Here is a 16532-nt window from a genome sequence, read left to right on the forward strand (position 1 = left end):
CGCGAGCCCGTCTTGGTCCTCGCGCTCACAGCAGGTGCGGTGCCGCGCGGAAGCGACAGGTCGAATCGACCGGCGGGTCGGGGATCTCCGGTACGGATGCGGCCAGCCCGTCGTAGACAGCGGTGATCTGACCAGCGATCACCGGCCAACTCCACTGCTGCTCGACGTCACCGCGGGCCTGCCCGGCGAGTCGACGGCGCAGCGCCGGGTCGTCGAGCAGACGGCGGACGGCCGCCGCCAGAGCCGCGGAATCACCGGCCGGCACCAGCAGACCGTTCTCCTCCGGGCGCACGCAGTCGCGGACGCCGACCACGTCGGTGGAGATGACCGGCAGGCCGCTGGCCATCGCCTCCAGAATGGTGTTGGAGAAGCCCTCCGCGTAGGTGGGACTGACGAAGATTTCTCCCCGCGCGTACACCTCGTGGGCCCGCTCGTACGGCACCGCGCCGAGCATTTCGACGATGCCAACGAGGCCCAACTCGGTGATCCGGGTCTCGACAGCGCCCAGGTCGGGGCCGATGCCCGAGAGCAGCAGACGCACCGGCACCGCTTCCGCACGGAGCTTGGCGACCGCGTCGAGCAGGTCGAGCACGCCCTTCCGCGCGTCGACCCGGCCGTGGTACAGCAGCACTGCCGGGTCCGACACCCGACCGGGGGACGCGACCGGCACGAATCGTTCGGTGTCGGTGGCGCCGGGTACGACGGTGAAGCGGGTCGGATCGAGGTCGTGCCGCTGGCTGACCTCGGCGGCGAACGACGGCGACCCGATCAGCAGTGCCGGCGCGTGCGCGAAGACCGCCCGCACCAGGTGACGGTGCGTGGCGCAGCAGGTGCCGACCCAGTGACCGTCGCCGCCCTGCACGGAGACCACGGCGGGTAGCCCGGCCGCCCGGGCAGCACGGAGCACCGCAAGCCCGTTGGGGTACGCGTACTGCGCGTGCAGCACGTCGAAGGGTCGACGGGCGTGCAGCCGCAGCACGGTGTCGGTCATCTCCGCGACGTCCGCCTCGAAGTCCGCCGGCTCGCCCCGACCCACTGCCTGTTCCCCGTGCGCCTCCAGAGCGTGCACCTCGACGCCGGCAGGCACCCGGTCCGACGGTGGTGGGCCGCCGCCGTAGACGGCGCGGCCCGCGGTGTCGCCCCGGTACTGGGACACCAGGGTGGGCTCGTGGCCGGCGCGGACCAGGTGCCGCAGCAGGTTCTCGGCGTACGCGCTCATCCCCGAAACCGCCGGCCAGTAGCGGCGGGACACGAAGCAGATCCTCATCGGACACCGACCTTCAGCTCGGCGGATGTGCGGGGATGCTGCTCGGCGTGGCGCAGCGCGGCCAGTGCGGCGGGCACCAGGGTGTCGGCCCGATGTGCGTCCCGGGAGAGTTCGAGGCTGACCAGGCCGGAATAGCCTGCCTCGGTCAGCGCGCCGAGCACCGCCGGAAAGTCCAGATCTCCCTCGCCGGGGGCGCGATGCTCGTGCCGGCCTCGGGGCATGTCCTCAATGGCGACCGTGCCCAGACTGGTCGCGAAAGCGCGCACCGCGTCGGCCGGGTCGTACCGGCCGGACACGAGGCAGTGACCGGTGTCCAGGGCCATCGTGAGGCCGGGGACCTCGGCCGCGAGCCGCGCCCAGTCGTCGCAGTCGTCGACCAACATCCCCGGCTCGGGCTCGAAGGCACACGTCATGCTGTGCCGGCCGGCGTATTCGACGACGTCGCGGACGCCGTCGACGAGCCAGTGCCAGGCGCGCTCACTGTCGGTGCCGGGCTCGGGTACGCCGGCCCAGAACGACACCGCCTCGCTGCCCAGTTCGACAGCGACGTCCACGCAGAGGCGCAGGAAGTCGCGCCGCCGCGTCCGGTCGTCCTCGGTCGGCGAGACCAGGGTCGGGTGGTGCTTGCGCCGCGGGTCGAGCAGGAACCGCGCACCGGTCTCCACCACGCTCGCGAGGCCGAGCGCGTCGAGACGGCGGGCCAGCCGGTGGGTACGCTCGGCGAGGTCGGGCGCGTACGGGTCGTGGTGGGCCACGTCGAGGGTGAGCGCGACGCCGTCGTAGCCGCAGTCGGCGAGCAGGGCGAGTGCGTCGTCGAGCCGGTGCGACGTCATCCCGTTGGTGTTGTAGGCGTATCGCAGGCTCATGTCTGACTCCGGGCGACGACGTGCCGGCTCGGTTCGCGGTAGAGCGGATAGAGCGGGCCGATGGTGTGGGCCACCTCGGTCAGGTCGAGCCAGGCATCGCCACCCAGCCGCTCCCGGCCGGCCGGGTCGAGGACCACCGGCGCGGTACCGCCGTGCGGGGGCACCCCGAGCCCGACCAGTGGCGAGTCCTTCTCCATCAGGCGCTCGACCCCACGCGCCGCGATGCGACCGTACGACATGGTTTCCGCCTCGAGCCCGGGCACGATCACCTTGACCGCCACCGCCCCCTCGCCGGGTGCGACGATCACCAACACGTCGAACTCGGCGAGCCGGTGCAGCAGGTCCGCCAGCAGTGCGCTCGGGTCGTCGAGGCTTCCGGGCGCGACGGTGGGCAACGCGGTGAAGGGCACGGTGCTGCGCCGGGCCAGCACCACGGGTTCCAGCAGGGCACGTAGTTGCCCGCCGTCGAGGTGCGTCCACTCGCGCATCGCCGTCAACGCGCGGGTCTCCTGTGATTCGGCCGGTCGGGCGAACTCGCGCCGCCAGTACGCCTCCGGCGTGAACCGCCGCAGCGCTTCCAACGGCCCGTGGGAGAAGACCTTGCGGGAGCGGGACGAGACGTACTCCAGCAGCGCCTTGCGCAGTGCGGTCTCCCGGTCCGGGTGGGCGGCCTCCCCACAGGCGGTGACCGCCAGCGGCGGGGTTTCCGGCTCCCGGTCGATGCCGACGACGTGCACGTCGACCAGCCCGAAGGCGGTAGAGGCGAGCTTCGGAACCACGTCGATGTGGGCGGCCCGCAGCAGGTCCAGGGTGGCTCGGGTCACCGGGTCCCGGACCCCGTCGAGGTCGATCACCACGCCGGCGTCCATGGCCCGGAAAGCGGTGGTGTTGCCGTCGCGTTGCAGGAGTTCCAGGAGGCCGTGTGCGACGGCCCGTTCGACAGTGTCGCCGGCGCCCGACCCGTTGGTGATCACCGTGACGAGCCGCTCGGCCGGGTCCTGCCAGGGCAGGTCCTCGCTCGCGGAACCGCAGAACTCCGCAGGCACCAGCACCGTCTCGCCGGTACGCCACCGGACTGTGGGCAGCCAGGAGCGGGGCTGGTCGTCGTCGACGATGGTGCCGGCGGGCAGCACCAGCGACCGGGGATCCACCACACCCCCGGCGCCCAGCTCGGTGCGAAGCTGCGCGTACGAGGCGCGCCGGGGAACCATCGCCCTCAGCTGTCCGTGCAGCAGCAGGGTCTCCGCCAGCTCCCCGTACGCGCCGGTGCGCGCCTGCTCGAGGGTGGCGCCGTAACCCATGGCGGCGGCCCGGGGCCAGCCGTCGCCGAGGTGGTCGGCGGAGACGACCGGCAGACCGAGCCGGTCCAGCTCGGAGACGTCGAAGTCACCGACCTCGCCGGCTGGCAGGGCATCGGCGAGCCGGTCGGCGACCGACGTCGCCGAGATGGTGGGGGTACGCGGTTCGGCGGCTCGGGTCACGTCAGCTCCTCGATCGGTATGGGTCCGGCCGTCGGCTGCCCCCGCAACTGCCGGTCGAACAGGGCGAGCACCTGCCGGCGAGAGACCGGCGCGGCGTACTCGAAGGGTGTGGCGACCGCGTCGAAGTCGAGCGTCTCGACCAGGTCGCGGGCCTGCCGCACCTCGGCGTGCGAGAGCGGGATCTGAGCGTGGAAGGCCTTGTGGCAGGAGAGGCCGATCGGTGTCTCGCCGGCCAGCTCGACTTTGATCAGGTCACCGACGAACAGGATTCCGCGTTGCTTGTCGTGCAGCACGTTGTGGCCGGGAAAGTGGCCGCCGCTGCGGTACATCACCAGGCCGGGTGCGAGCAGGTGACGATCGTCGGTTGGCCAGGTCACCTGGAACGCCTTGGTCCAGACGAGATCGTCGACCCCGATCGCGAGCACCGGCGGGGCGAGTTCGTCCTGCAGTTGCCACAGAGCGCCGTACCCGTGCACATGGCTCGCCCCGAGCGCGACCAGACCACCGCGGGCGCGCAGGTCGGCGAGAGCGTCGGCGGGGTACCAGCCGGCCGCCTCCCAACCGACCAGACCGGCGTCGGTCTCGATCACCCAGCCGGTGGTGCCGAGCCCGAGCTGCGGCTCGCACCAGTAGCCGGTGACGCCGGGAGCGACCACTGTCGAGCGTGCCTGTCGTCCGACCGCCACCTCGTCGGCGGAGGTGAAATGCCAGCCGTCCTCGGGCAGCGCGTTGCGCACGTCAGTGCAGACCGGACAGGACGGCGGGGACGCGAACCAGCGTTGCCAGTGACCGCAGTTCGCGCAGGCGTACGGGCGCAGAGGCATTGTCAGCTCCTCTCCGCGGCGGCGCACAGCAACTCGTGCAGGCGCAGGTCCCGGTCCAGGGGCCACTGCCAACCGCCTTCGCGTACGGCGGCGGAGAAGGCGTGCACCTGACCGGTGAACGGGGTCGTGCCACCGTCGAACGGCACCTCGGTGGCCGCCCCGGTCGTGGCGTCGAGCCGGGTCAGTGTGCCGCCGGCGCTCTGACCCAGGGTGTCCACGGCGACGAGTTGCGCGCTGGTGCCGACCACCTCCAGTCGGCGCCGAGGAAGCGGATCGGCGGTGTTGAACGACACGTGTGCCTGGACCAGCACGCCGCCACCGGTCACGCCGGCCACCAGCGCTCCGTCGTCCACCGGATAGGGGTGCACCCGCCGATGGGTCCGCACGGTCAGCTCGACCACATCGTCGCCGAGCAGCACGCCGACCAGGTCGACGCCGTGCGGGGCCAGGTCCACCAGGGCCCCGCCACCGGAGCGGGCCCTGTCGATCCGCCAGTTGTCGTGCGGTCGGCCGTCGGGGCTCCACCGCTCGGGCAGCCAACAGCCGTAGACGATCCGGATCGCGGTCACCGTACCCAGGTCACCGGCGGCGACCATCTCGGCGATTCGCTGGTGGGCGGGGTGGAACCGCTGGTCGAAGGCAGCCCCGGCGAGGCTGCCACCGGCCGCGTCGACCAGTCGACGGGCGTCGGGCACGGTCGCCGCCAAGGGCTTCTCGCACAGCACCGGCAGCCCTGCCTTGGCCACCGCCGCCACCACGTCGGCGTGGGTGTGGTTGGGGGTTGCGACGTGCACCGCCTCGACCTCCGGGTGGTCGAGCAGCTTGTGCAGGTCGGTCGTGGCCACCCGATCCGGGGCGAGCCCACGGGCGGCGGCCGGATCCGGGTCGCAGGCGGCGACGAGCCGGTGCCCCGCCGCACGGATCGCCGGGGCGACGTGGTCACGGGCGACCCAGCCGCAGCCGACCACACCCCACCCGACCGGTTTCATCGCTCACCACCGCTCGGGCAGGTCGAGCAGAAGGCGACGCCGTACCGCGTCCGGGCCCGGGTTTGGCGGCCAACGCTCCGGCAGGTACGCGGCGGCCCGGTCGCCGTACTCGGCCGCCCACCGCGGGTCGGGCCAGCGGCGGACCCCGTCGGTGTAGAGCGGGTTGGGTCGCAGCGGGCTCGCCGGCGCGGGCCGCAGCAGGGCGGCGTCGGCCGGTGCGTCGCCCGCGTCCAGGGCCAGGCCGACAGCCTCGGTGCCGATCAGCATGGCGGGGTCAGCCGGAGCGGGCAGCCGCGCGGCAGCCGTCGCCGCTGTCAGTTCTTCCTCGGCGTACGCGTTGGCGCCCGGCAGCAGAGCCGCCCAACTGTCGGGTGGCAGCGGCAGCCCGGTCGTGCCGGCGGGGTGCTGTGCGTTGTGCAGGTGACCGAGGAGCACCGCCCCGTCGGGCCCTGCGCAGGCGCGCGCGGCGGCCACCACGGCAGCCTTGTCCGGCAGGAAGTAGAGGGCGTCGTGGCAGGCCACGTGGCGAGGCGCCGCCTGTGGTGCCAGCGGCCAGCCCGCGGTCAGGTCGGCGCACACCAGCGCCACCGGCGCGTCGGGCGGCAGCACGAATCGGCGGGCCAGCCAGAGCTTGGCGAAGACCACGTCGACGCCGGTCAGATCGCGGTGGCCGTGCAGGACCAGGTGTCGCAGCAGGTGGCCGGCCCCGCAGGCCACGTCGACCACCGGCCGACCGTTGGGCGGATGTGCGGCGGTGAGCGCCAGGGCCGCCAACCAGCTCGGGTCTGACCAGCGGTGCAGGAAGTAGACCCCGACGCGGCCGAGCCCGAGCAGCTCGACCGCGTCCCGCAGGGTGCTGGCACCCAGCGCCGCACGGAGTTGGTCCGCCGGCGGCGCCGGGCCGTCCCACCAGTCGTCGGAGTCGGCGAGCAGTGTCACCGCGGCCTGGTCCGGTTCACCCGCGTCGAGCGCTGCCACCGCCTGCCCCCGCAGATCGTCGCGGTCCGGACGCAGCCAGGGGATGGTCTCCACCACCGGCCAGCGGCGCACCCCGTCGGTGAGGGTGCACGACGTGTCGGCGAGAAGGGGCGTGCCGTCGGGGCCACGCCACCCGGTCGCTGTGGTGGCGGGCACCGCGCGGACGGCGGTCACAGCCCGGCCGCCCGCAGTACGGCCCGTTGGTAGTCCACCACCGGGCCGTCGTGCACGAGCGCCAGGTCCACCAGGGCCTGCTCCACGGTGAACGCGGCGGCGCGGGCGTGATGGTGCACCTGAAGCACCCGGTCCAGTACGTCAGCGCTGTGGAAGGTCCGTCCGAGTGGCGTGTCGGCGTCCACCCGGAACGCCAGCACCGCGGTGACCCGGGCCGCCAGCGGGTTCGGCAACTCGGCCAACTCCCACTCGGTGAGCCGGTCGGTCATCGGCTGCAGGTACGCGCCGAGCAGCAGTTCACCGGCGAAACCCGCGTCGGGTAGCCGGGCGTTGTGCAGGTGGTGGGCCAGGCCGAGCAGGAACGCCTGCGCCGGGTCGGCGCCGGTGTCGTCAGCGAGCAGCGCACCGTACACGGCGACGGCCCAGCAGTGCTCGGCGTGGTTCTCGGCTGGCTCGACCACCAGGCGTGGCCGTCCGGCGGCGGTGGCGCCGGCGCGCGGCTGACGGCGCAGGGCCGTCACGAACGACGGAACCGGCGCGTCTGGCAGGCCTTGGGCAACCAGGTGGGGCAGCGCCGCTCGTACCCGGCGTCCGGTATCCGGGTGCAGCGATCCGACAAGTTCGTCGACGGCGCGGGCCAGGACGTTCTCCACCTCGGTCTCCGCCAGTCCGCAGGCGGTGAGGGTGGCCGCGTCCATGCCGCCGAGGCGGGCCCCGGCCAGCGCCGCGGCGCACTCCCGGTCGGCGACGACCGCTGGGTCGGCGCCGCCGGCGATGGCCGCCCATGCTCGGGAGAACGCCCGTTCGGCCACCGAGCCCTCGGCGTGGGCCACCCGGACCCGCTTGAGGTCGCCGATCTGGCGCAGCGTGGGTGTCACGGCGGCCAGTCGGTCGACCGGCAGGGCTGCCAGGGCGGTGGTCATGCCGCCGCGTCCAGCCAGTCCAGCAGTGTCCGCTCCTGCGCGTGCAGCGCGTGTTCGGGGGTCCGGCCGTCCCGGGTCATCGGGGCCTTGAAGAAGTAGCCAAGTTGCTCCTGCGCGCCGCTCTCACCGCGGCGGGCAGCCTCCGCCATGAGTCGCGCCAGGTCCAGCACCAGTGGCGCGGCGAGGATCGAGTCCCGGCAGAGAAAGTTCACCTTGAGCTGCATCCGCTGCCCGAGAAAGCCGATCAGGTCGACGTTGTCCCAGGCTTCCTTGGCGTCACCGCGCGGCCGGTAGTAGTCGATCCGGACCACGTGGTCGTCCACGTCGTAACCGAGGATCTGGTTGAGCACCGAACCCTTGGTGTCCAGCTTGCTGGCCAACGACGACGGGTCGTCGAGGATCTGCCCGTCCCGGTTGCCCAGGATGTTCGTCGAGTACCAGCCCTCCACGGTCAGCGCCCGGGACCGGAAGGCCGGGGCGAGCACCGTCTTGATCAGTGTCTGGCCGGTCTTGCCGTCCTTGCCAGCGACCGGCACGCCCTCCCGCTCGGCCAATTCCAACAGCGCGGGAACGTCGGCGCCCAGGCTGGGCGTGAAGTTGACGTAGGGGCAACCCTCCCGGATCGCCGCGTACGCGTAGAGCAGACCGGGTGTGAGGGCGGGATCGTCGGCGTCCAGCCCCGCCTCGAACCCGTCGAGACTCCGCAGCACCGGCGACGCCGGATCCGGTCGGGCCTCGGTGGAGGCCAGGTTGACCACCACCACCCGTTGCACGTCCTGCGCCGACCTGAACCGGCCCAGGTCGGCTCGCAGGTGCGACACCCGCTCGCGCAGCGGCCCGATCGGCACCACGTTCGCTCCGGTGGCGTTGCGGCAGTACGCCGGGTCCACCACGGCCGGCCAGGGCTGGATCTGCCCCAGCGGCCCCGCGACAGTGTCCAGGTGGGCTGGCTCCACCACCCGGTGCACGTGTGCCGCCTTGGCCAGGTCGTCCGGAGCCAGGTCCCAACCCCCGAAGACCATCGACTCGTACGGCACCAGATCGGTGCGGTGCGCCAGGGGTAGTCCCGACATATCCGTCATGCCCAATCGCAACAACTCCACTCCGGCTATCGCCGTGGTCGCGACCGCTCCACCCAGTCCGACCACCGCGACCCCGATGCGCTCCCCCGTCATGCTGCCTCCTGATTCGACCCGCACGTCCGACCCGAGCCGCCGCGTACCCGCCCAGTCGCCAACCAGTCATCGGTCTTTGTCGACGTCCCGGCGGCGCACCGATCGGTCGATTTCCCAGCTCAGAAGCCCTTCACTATGACCAAAATGCAAAAGGGCGCAGCGCGTTGTCGGGTACCGGCGGGGGGAGGTCTGCTCGTGAAGGTGCTGATCGCGGGTGGGGCAGGATTCATCGGGAGTACGATCGCGTCCGCCCTGATCGACGCGGGCCACACACCGGTGGTACTGGACAGCCTGGTCACCGGTCGTCGCGAGTTCTGCCGGGGGCGGTCCTTCCACCACGCTGACATCGCGGACGCGGACGCGGTGGACCAGCTGTTGACGCGGCATCCGGACATCGACGCGGTCGTCCACTGCGCAGCCCTGATCGCGGTGCCGGACTCGGTGGCCCGGCCGGTGGACTACTACCGGGCGAACGTCTCCGCCACCCTGGAGTTCGTCGACCGACTGCTCGCGCATGGCGTACACCGGTTGATCTTCAGCTCGTCCGCGGCCATCTACCGGCCGGACGCGGATCTCGGCGTCGACGAGGTGTCGCCACTGCACGCTACCAGCCCGTACGCGCAGACGAAGCTGGTGGTGGAACGGATGCTCGCCGACATCGCGGCCAGTAGCCCCCTGAGAGTGCTGTCCCTGCGCTACTTCAACCCGATCGGCGCGGATCCGGCGCTGCGCACCGGGCTCCAGGTCGCCACGCCCTCGCACGCACTGGGCCGGTTGGTGCAGGCGCACCAGACCGGTGTGCCGTTCTCGGTGAACGGTCTGGACTGGCCCACCCGCGACGGTTCGGGGCTGCGTGACTACGTCCACGTCTGGGACCTGGCCGACGCCCACCTTCGGGCGCTGGACCGGTTCGACGACATCTTCGCCGTCGGTGGTGCTCCGCACACCGCCCTCAACCTGGGCAGTGGCACCGGAACGACGGTGTTGGAACTGGTCGCGGCGTTCAATGCGGTGGTGGACCGTCCGGTTCTGGTCCGCGAGGCACCGCGGCGCCCCGGAGACACCGCCGGCGGCTTCGCCCGTAGCGGGCGGGCCTGGGAGGTGCTGGGCTGGAGGGCGCAGCGCGACCTGTCCACCGGAATCGCCGACTCCCTGGCCTGGCACGACCGGCGCGGCCAGGTGTTGGCGGACCTGGCGGCACGCCGTCGGCAACTGGCCGGCTGACTCGACGAGATCGTGTTCTCCGCAGATCGCCTCCACGTCGCGACCGCGACGAAGGGCTGGTCCTGCCCGCTCAACCGGCCTCCGACGCGACCTGAAGGCTGCTGACCAGCGTCGAAGTCGGTCGCCATGCCACTGCGAGTCCACTCTGGCAAGCTGTCCCAGTGATGGTCGGTGATCTGTTGGACGACAGGTATCAGGTGGAGAGCCGTCTCGGCTCAGGTGGCATGTCGGTCGTCTGGCGGGCGTGGGACCGCGTCCTCGAACGTGCGGTGGCCGTCAAGGTCCTGGCCGGCGCGCAGGCCGCCGCCCGAGGCGCACGGCAACGCATCCAGGCAGAGGCCAGGGCCGCAGCGGGCCTCTGGCACCCGCACGTGACGAGTGTGTACGACTATGGCGAGCACACCGATGACACCGGCCGCCAGGTCTCGTACGTGGTGATGGAACTGCTGCCCGGGCAGACCCTGTCCCAGCGACTTGCCTCCGGTCCGCTGCCGCCGGCCGCCGCGATGCGGACGTGCGCGCAGGTCGCCGAGGCGCTCGCCGCCGCGCACGAACGTCAACTGGTGCACCGGGACATCAAGCCGTCCAACGTGATGCTGACACCGGCCGGTGTGAAGGTGGTCGATTTCGGTATCGCCACCACTGTCGGTCGGCCGGAGCTGGAGGCGGACGGACAACTGTTGGGCACCGCGGCCTACCTCGCGCCCGAACGGCTCGCCGGTGGCACTGTCCTGCCAGCCTCCGACGTCTATGCGCTCGGACTGTTGCTGTACCGAACGCTGACCAATGAGCTGCCGTGGTCGGCGGAGACCCCCACGCAGATGTTGACTGCTCACGTATATGTCGATCCGGCACCGCTGCCTGACATCGAGGGAGTGTCGCACGAGGTTCACCGTCTCCTCGACCGTTGCCTCGCCAGGGATCCCGCGGATCGGCCCGATGCCGCGGAGGTGGCGGCGGCCCTGCACGGTTTGACCGATGACGCCGAGCGGCCGGCGAAACAGGCGGCGCAGCGGGTACCCGAGTCGACACCGACTACCGCCGGTAAACCTGCCAGTCGGCGTCGCCGCATCCCGAACGCCGTGTTGATCCCCGTTCTGATGGCGACGGCAGGGACAACTGCGCTCCTGCTCCCCCAGTTCACACCTGTCGATGGCAGATCGGGCGGGGTCTCCACACGTGAGGGTGCCACCCCTCCCGACGCCGCCTTCGAGGCGTCTGCCACTGAGCCACCTGCTCCCCGGCAGACCTCTGCGGAGCCCGCACCAGTCTCACGACCGAGCCGCACGCTTGCCGCTCCGGCTGGGCTGGCGCAACCGACCGCAAGAGCCGGCTCCTCGGCCAGCCCTGGCGCCACAACGTCACCCAGTGCCGAGCAGTTGACGAGGCCGTCGGGTGCCCCGCCGGCGCCGACCTCGCCGAAGCCAGGCACACCCCTTCGGGCACTCGGTGGCGTGGTGACCGTGCTCTGCACCGCAGATCAGGCTCGCGTTGTCAACGTCGCTCCTGCCCCCGGCTACAGCATCAGGGATTACAACCCGGGGCCTGTCAAGGAGGTCCAGGTGGTGCTGCTGTCCGCCGGCAACAAGAGCGAGATCAAGGCGCGGTGCGACGACGGCACCCTGTTGCCGAAGATAAAGGAGAGCCGTCAGTGAGCGGATGACGTGCGCGTTCGTCCGACAAATTCGCTACCCGGCGGCCGGGGCGCAGTGATACACAACCCAGGTGCAGACCATTGTGGATTTTCCCGAGGCCCTGCGGCTGATCGAAGACCGCTCGGCCGCGTTCCGCGCCGCGATCGCGACCGCCCCCGACCTTGACGTCCAGGTCCCGACCTGCCCGGACTGGACGCTGCGCGAACTGGCGCAGCACCTCGGCGACGGCCGCCGCCGCCAGGCCGCCATCATCGCGGCGGGCCCGGACGCCGAGCCCCCGGCGAAGACGAACCCGAAGGGCGCCCCGACCGCGCCCAGCGACCGCGGAGCCCTGGACGCCTGGCTCGCCGAGTCGACCCAGCTCATGCTCGACGCGATGCGCACGGCCGGCCCGGACCGCGGCTGCTGGACCTGGTGGGGCCGCTCGCAGGCCCCGCAGACCAGCGCAGCCGTGGCCCGACACCAGATCCAGGAGTTGGCCGTCCACACCTACGACGCCCAGCTCACCCAGGGGGCCGCACAGCCGCTACCGACGGACGTCGCGGTCGAGGGCGTCGACGAGTTCCTGACGACCGTCGCGGCGACGACAGTCCCCTGGCCGTTCAAGCCGGCGACCATCGACCTGCACACGACCGAGGGCCGCTCCTGGCGCCTGACGCTCAACGCCGACGGCGTCCGCTGCGACGACCTCGCCGCCGACGCCGAGCCAGGGGACATGGCGATGCGAGGCGCAGCGAGCCAAATGGTCCTCTACTTCTACGAGCGCGCCCCGCTCGACAACCTGGAGACCACCGGCGACACCGAGCCGATGGAGCAGCTCGCAGAATGGGACCCGACCGCGTGAGCGCGCACGTGTGACGCATCTGTCGGTGCTGCCCCGGCGCAACGCGGTTTCAGTCGTTGCCGGTTCGGGTCGCTCCGGCCCCGACTGTCCGCAGGTGTGCCAGCCCCTGGGCCCAGGACTGGATCAGGGTGGTCTCGTGGTACGCGATGCCGTGTTCGGCGCAGAACTGGCGGACCAGTGGCTGGGCGTGGCGCAGGTTCGGCCGGGGCATGCTGGGGAAGAGGTGATGTTCGATCTGGTAGTTGAGCCCACCGAGTAGTGCGTCGAGGAGCCGGCCCCCGCGCACATTGCGAGAGGTGAGGACCTGACGGCGTAGGTAGTCGACGTCATCGGCCCCGGTCAGGATCGGCATCCCCTTGTGGTTCGGGGCGAAGGAGCTGCCCAGGTAGAGGCCGAAGATCGCCTGATTGACCAGGATGAACACGATCGCCTGCGGAACGCTCAGGACCAGGAACACGACCACGAGATAGCCGGCGGCGTGCAGGAGGAGCAGTCCGGCCTCCGCTCGTCGGCGCCTGAGCCCGCTGCGGAAGACGACCGCCCGGACGCTGGCGGCATGCAGATGCAGACCCTCCACCATCAGCAGGGGGAAGAACAGCGCCGCCTGGTGCCGAACGAACAGGGCGCGCAGGCCGCGCTGCGTCGCGGCCTGACCCGGAGTGAAGGACAGCGGAGCCACCACGAGGTCAGGGTCGCGGCCCTCGGTGTTGGGATGGGCGTGGTGGCGATTGTGCTTGTCAACCCACCAGCCGTAACTGATCCCGTTCACCAGGTTTGCACAGACATAGCCGATCACGTCGTTCGCCTGGCGGGATCGGAAAATCTGCCGATGCCCGGCGTCGTGACCGAGAAACGCCAGCTGCGCGAGCAGCATTGCGACGCCGGCGGCGGTAGCCGTCTGCCACCACGACGACCCGAGGCGGACGAACAGAACACCCATCAGCGCGAGACCTACCAACACCACCGTCATCCGCGCCGCGTAGTGGCGGGGACGCCGGTCGAGGAGACCCGCGCCTCGGACCAGGCGGGACAGGTCGGCGTAATCACTGCCACGGTCACTGCGGGCACCAAGATCTGTGTCACTCACCGTCGCCACTCCTCGTCAGCCACGCCATCAGCTCACCGACCCCGCCGTCAGCCGTGATCGGGGCACGCAGTTCACGCGTGGTCCTGCAGAGATCGGCAAGCGAACCGCCGGCTGATGGCTTCAGTCTCCCTCAACGGCGCCTCTCGCACGCCGAAACCAGCCCACGATGCCCGACACGCGAGTGAGACTCGCTTCATGCATGTCCGCCGATTAGACGCGCGACTCCGTCAGTCGAGTCCGACAATCAGGACACGGCAGGCACGTCGAATTCAGGGAGCGGTCATGGCACGAAAAAGGAAGTCCGTCGCGCGGCGAGCACTCATCCTTGCCTTCGCGGCAGGGGCGCTGACCGGAGCGGCGGGCACGCTCACTCTCCGACGTCGCCGCCAGGAGAGTGACTTCGCGGCGGGCGACGTCGCCGGCCAGCTCGATGACGGCACTGCTCCCTCACTCGGCGGGCGAATCGACGCCTCGCCGCAAGGGTCGCCGGTCAGCCTGCCCGCGGTGCCGCGGAGCTGACCCGGCCAGCAGCTCTCCGTGCGGGCCGGGATCCCAGGGGGAATTGCCGCTGCACGCTACCACCCGACAACCGCCAGCCGGCATGGGAGCCAGGGGGGCGTTCCCGGTCATCGGGTCGGCTGCGGCCCCGGGTCGGCGAGGTGTTTGGTGATGCGGAGCAGCACGTGATCCGGTGGTCCGAGGACGAAGGCCGCCGTGTCGGCAAGTGCGGCGATCAAGGGCAGTCCACGGCCGCCGACGGTGAGCGGGTCGGGGAGGTCGACGTCGAGCCGCCCAGCGCCGTTCGGACTCACGCCGCGGTTGCCGACCTCGAGCAGGCACACTGCATCATCGATCATGATGGTGATGTCGACGGTGCTGTCGAGATACGCGTGCATCACCGCGTTGGCGCATGCCTCGGTGATCAGCACGGCGAGGTGACCACGAGAGTCCTCGGTGGCGTCGGTGAGGCTCAGCAGGGTGGCGAGTGTGTGGCGGGCTCGGCTCACCGAGGTCGGCTGCCGCGGGAGTGACAGCGTCATGGTCACGCGCATCGCGCAGTTTCCTCCTCGGTCCGTACGCAACCGCGCCGGACTGAAGCGGAACGCGCCGGTTGTGGTCAGCCTTACCCGGGGGCTGCTGAGCTGAAACGGTCAGGGTGTCGGCTCGACGTACGCTGGCCGGCGGCGGTCCGCCCGCCCGGCAGAATAGGGTATGCGGGGATCAACGGCGTGGGGAGTGTGTCGTGGACTTGCTGTTGTCGGCCCGGCCGGGCCGGGGTTGCACCGTGCTCGAGGCTCGCGGCGAGCTGGACATGGCGACGTCTCCGCAGTTGCGCGAGGGTCTGCAACGGTTGGTTGACGCCGGTGAACATCAGGTAGTGGTGGATCTGGCCGGGGTGGGTTTCATGGATTCCAGCGCACTGGGTGCGCTGGTGGTGATGTTCAAGGCGATGCGTGTCGTCGGCGGCCGGTTGTGCCTCGCCGCGGTGCAGCCCGCCGTGCGCAGCGTGCTGACGGTCACATCGGTGGATCGGGTTATCGACGTGTATGACAGCGTGCAGGCCGCTGAAGCGAGTGTGCCGTCCACGGATGACGCGACAGGCCGGTAGTCAGGCAGGCAGCGAGGTGCTGGCACGCGCCTGGTCGGCGCCGGCGCTGCTCCGCCGGTCCTCGCTGTGCCCGCCGTGCCAGTCCAGGATGAACAGCGTGGCATCGTCGGCCAGAGTCGGTCCGCTGACCTCGAGCGCGGCGTCGGCCAAGGCCCGGACAGCCTCGCGCGGGTGCAGATGAGCAATCGACCGCAGCATGTTTGGTAGGTCCAGGTTGGCGGCGTTGCGCTCCTGCATGCCATCGGTGAGCACCACCAGACGGTCGCCGGGTCGCAGCGCGATCTCGGCGGCGCGGTAACCGGACCCGGCGAACATGCCCAGGGGAAAGTTGGCCGGTAACGGCAGCTCCCGCATGTCCCCGTCGCGCACCAGCATCGGCGGCACGTGCCCGGCGTTGAGCAGCGCGCACACCCCGGTACGCAGGTCGAGACGGCCGAGGATCGCGGTGATGTAACTGCCGGGCACGGCGGCGTGTTCGGCCACGTCGGCATCCGCGGCGTCGGCCTGTGCTACCAGACCGACCGCGCGACGGCGGCTGTTGCGCAGGCTGCCCACGCCCAGGGTGGCAGTCAGCGCGCTGGCCACCCCGTGGCCCATCGCGTCGGTGACGCTGAAATGCAACACGTCACGGGCAAGGCTGTAATCGAAGGTGTCCCCGCCGACGCTGGCGGCGGGCTCCAGCCAGCCGGACAGCGTGAACGCACTACTCTCGCAGGTGAACGAGGCGGGCAGCAGGCGGCGCTGGATCTCGCCGGACAGGGTGAACGGGGTAGTGCGTTGCCCCCACTCGAACAGGTCGGTGTGTCGCCGGTTCGCGATCACCACGAACGCCAACACGTGCGCCGTGCGGGTGATCTCCTGCAACGTCGGCGGGGCGGGCTCTTCAGGCAGCGTCATCTCAAGCAGACCGATAGCCTCACCACGATCGGTCACCGGTGCCAACACCGTCCATCCGTCAGGCTGCGCGAGAACCTGCGCCGTCTGGCTGCGTAGCGCCTGCTCGGCGGGGCCGCCGTCGAACGGCATCACCGTGGCCGTCTCCTCACCGTCCCGGCGGCCGGCACCGGCACCCTCGAGCGGCACATGGGCCAACCGGACCAACGCCCGACCGCTGAGGTCCGCGATCAAGAACGCGACGCTACGCGCCCCCAGCGCCGCACCGAGTTCCCTGGTGACCGCCTCGACCGCCTCGACCGGCGAGGCGTTCTCCGCCGCATCCAACATGTGCGCCATGATCCGCCCTCGACTGCTCTGCACTGACAGAGCCTACGAGACCCGCCAGCAAACGCCGAGCACGAGGACCGTCACCGCCGCTCCGCCAATCCAGCAGCAGGCGCTGTCAGTGCCGCAGACGGGCATCATGGATCGCTCAGCCCACTGCCGAACGCCGGCCCGCTGAGCGCGCCAGCGGGGGCGCAGCCATACCCGGGTGCCCA

The 16532-nt window shown here is 71.1% G+C and carries 16 protein-coding genes; 5 read left to right on the forward strand and 11 right to left on the reverse strand.

Annotated elements, in window-relative coordinates:
• Window positions 1–25: 25 nt before the first annotated feature.
• The 8 genes from ABZS40_RS29650 to ABZS40_RS29685 are packed head-to-tail and all read right to left on the reverse strand — an operon-like array spanning window position 26 to window position 8677.
• Window positions 26–1267 carry a glycosyltransferase family 4 protein gene (locus ABZS40_RS29650; protein ID WP_354946934.1) on the reverse strand — a complete coding sequence of 414 codons (1242 nt, stop codon included), beginning with the start codon at window positions 1265–1267 and terminating at the stop codon, window positions 26–28.
• Entirely contained in the window at window positions 1264–2133 is an 870-nt protein-coding gene (locus ABZS40_RS29655; protein ID WP_354946936.1) for a sugar phosphate isomerase/epimerase family protein, read from the reverse strand. The genes ABZS40_RS29650 and ABZS40_RS29655 overlap by 4 nt, the downstream gene beginning before the upstream one ends.
• A complete protein-coding gene (locus ABZS40_RS29660) occupies window positions 2130–3614 on the reverse strand; it encodes a YcaO-like family protein (RefSeq protein ID WP_354946938.1) in 1485 nt (494 codons plus the stop codon). The genes ABZS40_RS29655 and ABZS40_RS29660 overlap by 4 nt, the downstream gene beginning before the upstream one ends.
• Complete coding sequence (locus ABZS40_RS29665) at window positions 3611–4438, reverse strand: hypothetical protein (protein WP_354946940.1); 828 nt, start codon at window positions 4436–4438, stop codon at window positions 3611–3613. Before ABZS40_RS29665 ends, ABZS40_RS29660 begins: the two co-directional genes overlap by 4 nt.
• Before the next feature lie 2 nt (window positions 4439–4440).
• A complete protein-coding gene (locus ABZS40_RS29670) occupies window positions 4441–5427 on the reverse strand; it encodes a Gfo/Idh/MocA family oxidoreductase (protein ID WP_354946942.1) in 987 nt (328 codons plus the stop codon).
• Window positions 5428–5430: 3 nt separating this feature from the next.
• Window positions 5431–6579 (reverse strand): class I SAM-dependent methyltransferase, encoded by a 1149-nt coding sequence (locus ABZS40_RS29675; RefSeq protein ID WP_354946944.1) that lies wholly within the window; start codon window positions 6577–6579, stop codon window positions 5431–5433.
• The gene (locus ABZS40_RS29680) at window positions 6576–7502 is read right to left on the reverse strand and encodes an HD domain-containing protein (protein ID WP_354946946.1); all 927 of its coding nucleotides are present in this window, start codon (window positions 7500–7502) and stop codon (window positions 6576–6578) included. Before ABZS40_RS29680 ends, ABZS40_RS29675 begins: the two co-directional genes overlap by 4 nt.
• Window positions 7499–8677 carry an inositol-3-phosphate synthase gene (locus tag ABZS40_RS29685; protein ID WP_354946948.1) on the reverse strand — a complete coding sequence of 393 codons (1179 nt, stop codon included), beginning with the start codon at window positions 8675–8677 and terminating at the stop codon, window positions 7499–7501. Before ABZS40_RS29685 ends, ABZS40_RS29680 begins: the two co-directional genes overlap by 4 nt.
• A gap of 195 nt (window positions 8678–8872) precedes the next feature.
• Between ABZS40_RS29685 and galE the strand changes: the two genes are divergently transcribed.
• The 3 genes from galE to ABZS40_RS29700 all read left to right on the forward strand — a co-directional run bounded on the left by galE (window position 8873) and on the right by ABZS40_RS29700 (window position 12400).
• Window positions 8873–9901: a UDP-glucose 4-epimerase GalE gene (gene galE / locus ABZS40_RS29690; protein ID WP_354946950.1), complete on the forward strand. Its 1029-nt coding sequence runs from the start codon at window positions 8873–8875 to the stop codon at window positions 9899–9901.
• A gap of 164 nt (window positions 9902–10065) precedes the next feature.
• Window positions 10066–11556, forward strand: a complete 1491-nt coding sequence (locus ABZS40_RS29695; RefSeq protein ID WP_354946952.1) for a protein kinase — start codon at window positions 10066–10068, stop codon at window positions 11554–11556.
• 70 nt (window positions 11557–11626) lie between these two features.
• Window positions 11627–12400 (forward strand): maleylpyruvate isomerase family mycothiol-dependent enzyme, encoded by a 774-nt coding sequence (locus ABZS40_RS29700; RefSeq protein WP_354946954.1) that lies wholly within the window; start codon window positions 11627–11629, stop codon window positions 12398–12400.
• Between the two features lie 49 nt (window positions 12401–12449).
• On the opposite strand, the gene ABZS40_RS29705 is transcribed toward ABZS40_RS29700, so the two are convergent.
• Window positions 12450–13496 (reverse strand): acyl-CoA desaturase, encoded by a 1047-nt coding sequence (locus ABZS40_RS29705; protein ID WP_354946956.1) that lies wholly within the window; start codon window positions 13494–13496, stop codon window positions 12450–12452.
• A gap of 273 nt (window positions 13497–13769) precedes the next feature.
• Between ABZS40_RS29705 and ABZS40_RS29710 the strand changes: the two genes are divergently transcribed.
• The gene (locus tag ABZS40_RS29710; protein ID WP_354946958.1) at window positions 13770–14006 is read left to right on the forward strand and encodes a hypothetical protein; all 237 of its coding nucleotides are present in this window, start codon (window positions 13770–13772) and stop codon (window positions 14004–14006) included.
• 107 nt (window positions 14007–14113) lie between these two features.
• Here the strand turns inward: ABZS40_RS29710 and ABZS40_RS29715 are convergent, their stop codons facing one another.
• Entirely contained in the window at window positions 14114–14539 is a 426-nt protein-coding gene (locus ABZS40_RS29715; protein ID WP_354946960.1) for an ATP-binding protein, read from the reverse strand.
• A gap of 191 nt (window positions 14540–14730) precedes the next feature.
• On the opposite strand from ABZS40_RS29715, the gene ABZS40_RS29720 reads away from it, so the two are divergent.
• The gene (locus tag ABZS40_RS29720) at window positions 14731–15096 is read left to right on the forward strand and encodes an STAS domain-containing protein (RefSeq protein WP_354946962.1); all 366 of its coding nucleotides are present in this window, start codon (window positions 14731–14733) and stop codon (window positions 15094–15096) included.
• On the opposite strand, the gene ABZS40_RS29725 is transcribed toward ABZS40_RS29720, so the two are convergent.
• On the reverse strand, window positions 15097–16353 hold the full coding sequence (locus ABZS40_RS29725; RefSeq protein WP_354946964.1) for a PP2C family protein-serine/threonine phosphatase: 1257 nt from the start codon (window positions 16351–16353) through the stop codon (window positions 15097–15099).
• Between the last annotated feature and the right edge of the window lie 179 nt (window positions 16354–16532).

The organism is Micromonospora sp. NPDC005324 (assembly GCF_040607155.1).
Taxonomy (GTDB): domain Bacteria; phylum Actinomycetota; class Actinomycetes; order Mycobacteriales; family Micromonosporaceae; genus Micromonospora; species Micromonospora trifolii.

What these genes read in the sequence shown, in the direction of transcription:
- ABZS40_RS29680 (WP_354946946.1), bottom strand. Translation starts at nt 7,502, where the DNA reads ATGACCACCGCCCTGGCAGCCCTGCCGGTCGACCGACTGGCCGCCGTG.
- ABZS40_RS29665 (WP_354946940.1), bottom strand. Translation starts at nt 4,438, where the DNA reads ATGCCTCTGCGCCCGTACGCCTGCGCGAACTGCGGTCACTGGCAACGC.
- ABZS40_RS29650 (WP_354946934.1), bottom strand. Translation starts at nt 1,267, where the DNA reads ATGAGGATCTGCTTCGTGTCCCGCCGCTACTGGCCGGCGGTTTCGGGG.
- ABZS40_RS29695 (WP_354946952.1), top strand. Translation starts at nt 10,066, where the DNA reads ATGGTCGGTGATCTGTTGGACGACAGGTATCAGGTGGAGAGCCGTCTC.
- ABZS40_RS29710 (WP_354946958.1), top strand. Translation starts at nt 13,770, where the DNA reads ATGGCACGAAAAAGGAAGTCCGTCGCGCGGCGAGCACTCATCCTTGCC.
- ABZS40_RS29685 (WP_354946948.1), bottom strand. Translation starts at nt 8,677, where the DNA reads ATGACGGGGGAGCGCATCGGGGTCGCGGTGGTCGGACTGGGTGGAGCG.
- ABZS40_RS29715 (WP_354946960.1), bottom strand. Translation starts at nt 14,539, where the DNA reads ATGCGCGTGACCATGACGCTGTCACTCCCGCGGCAGCCGACCTCGGTG.
- ABZS40_RS29655 (WP_354946936.1), bottom strand. Translation starts at nt 2,133, where the DNA reads ATGAGCCTGCGATACGCCTACAACACCAACGGGATGACGTCGCACCGG.
- ABZS40_RS29670 (WP_354946942.1), bottom strand. Translation starts at nt 5,427, where the DNA reads ATGAAACCGGTCGGGTGGGGTGTGGTCGGCTGCGGCTGGGTCGCCCGT.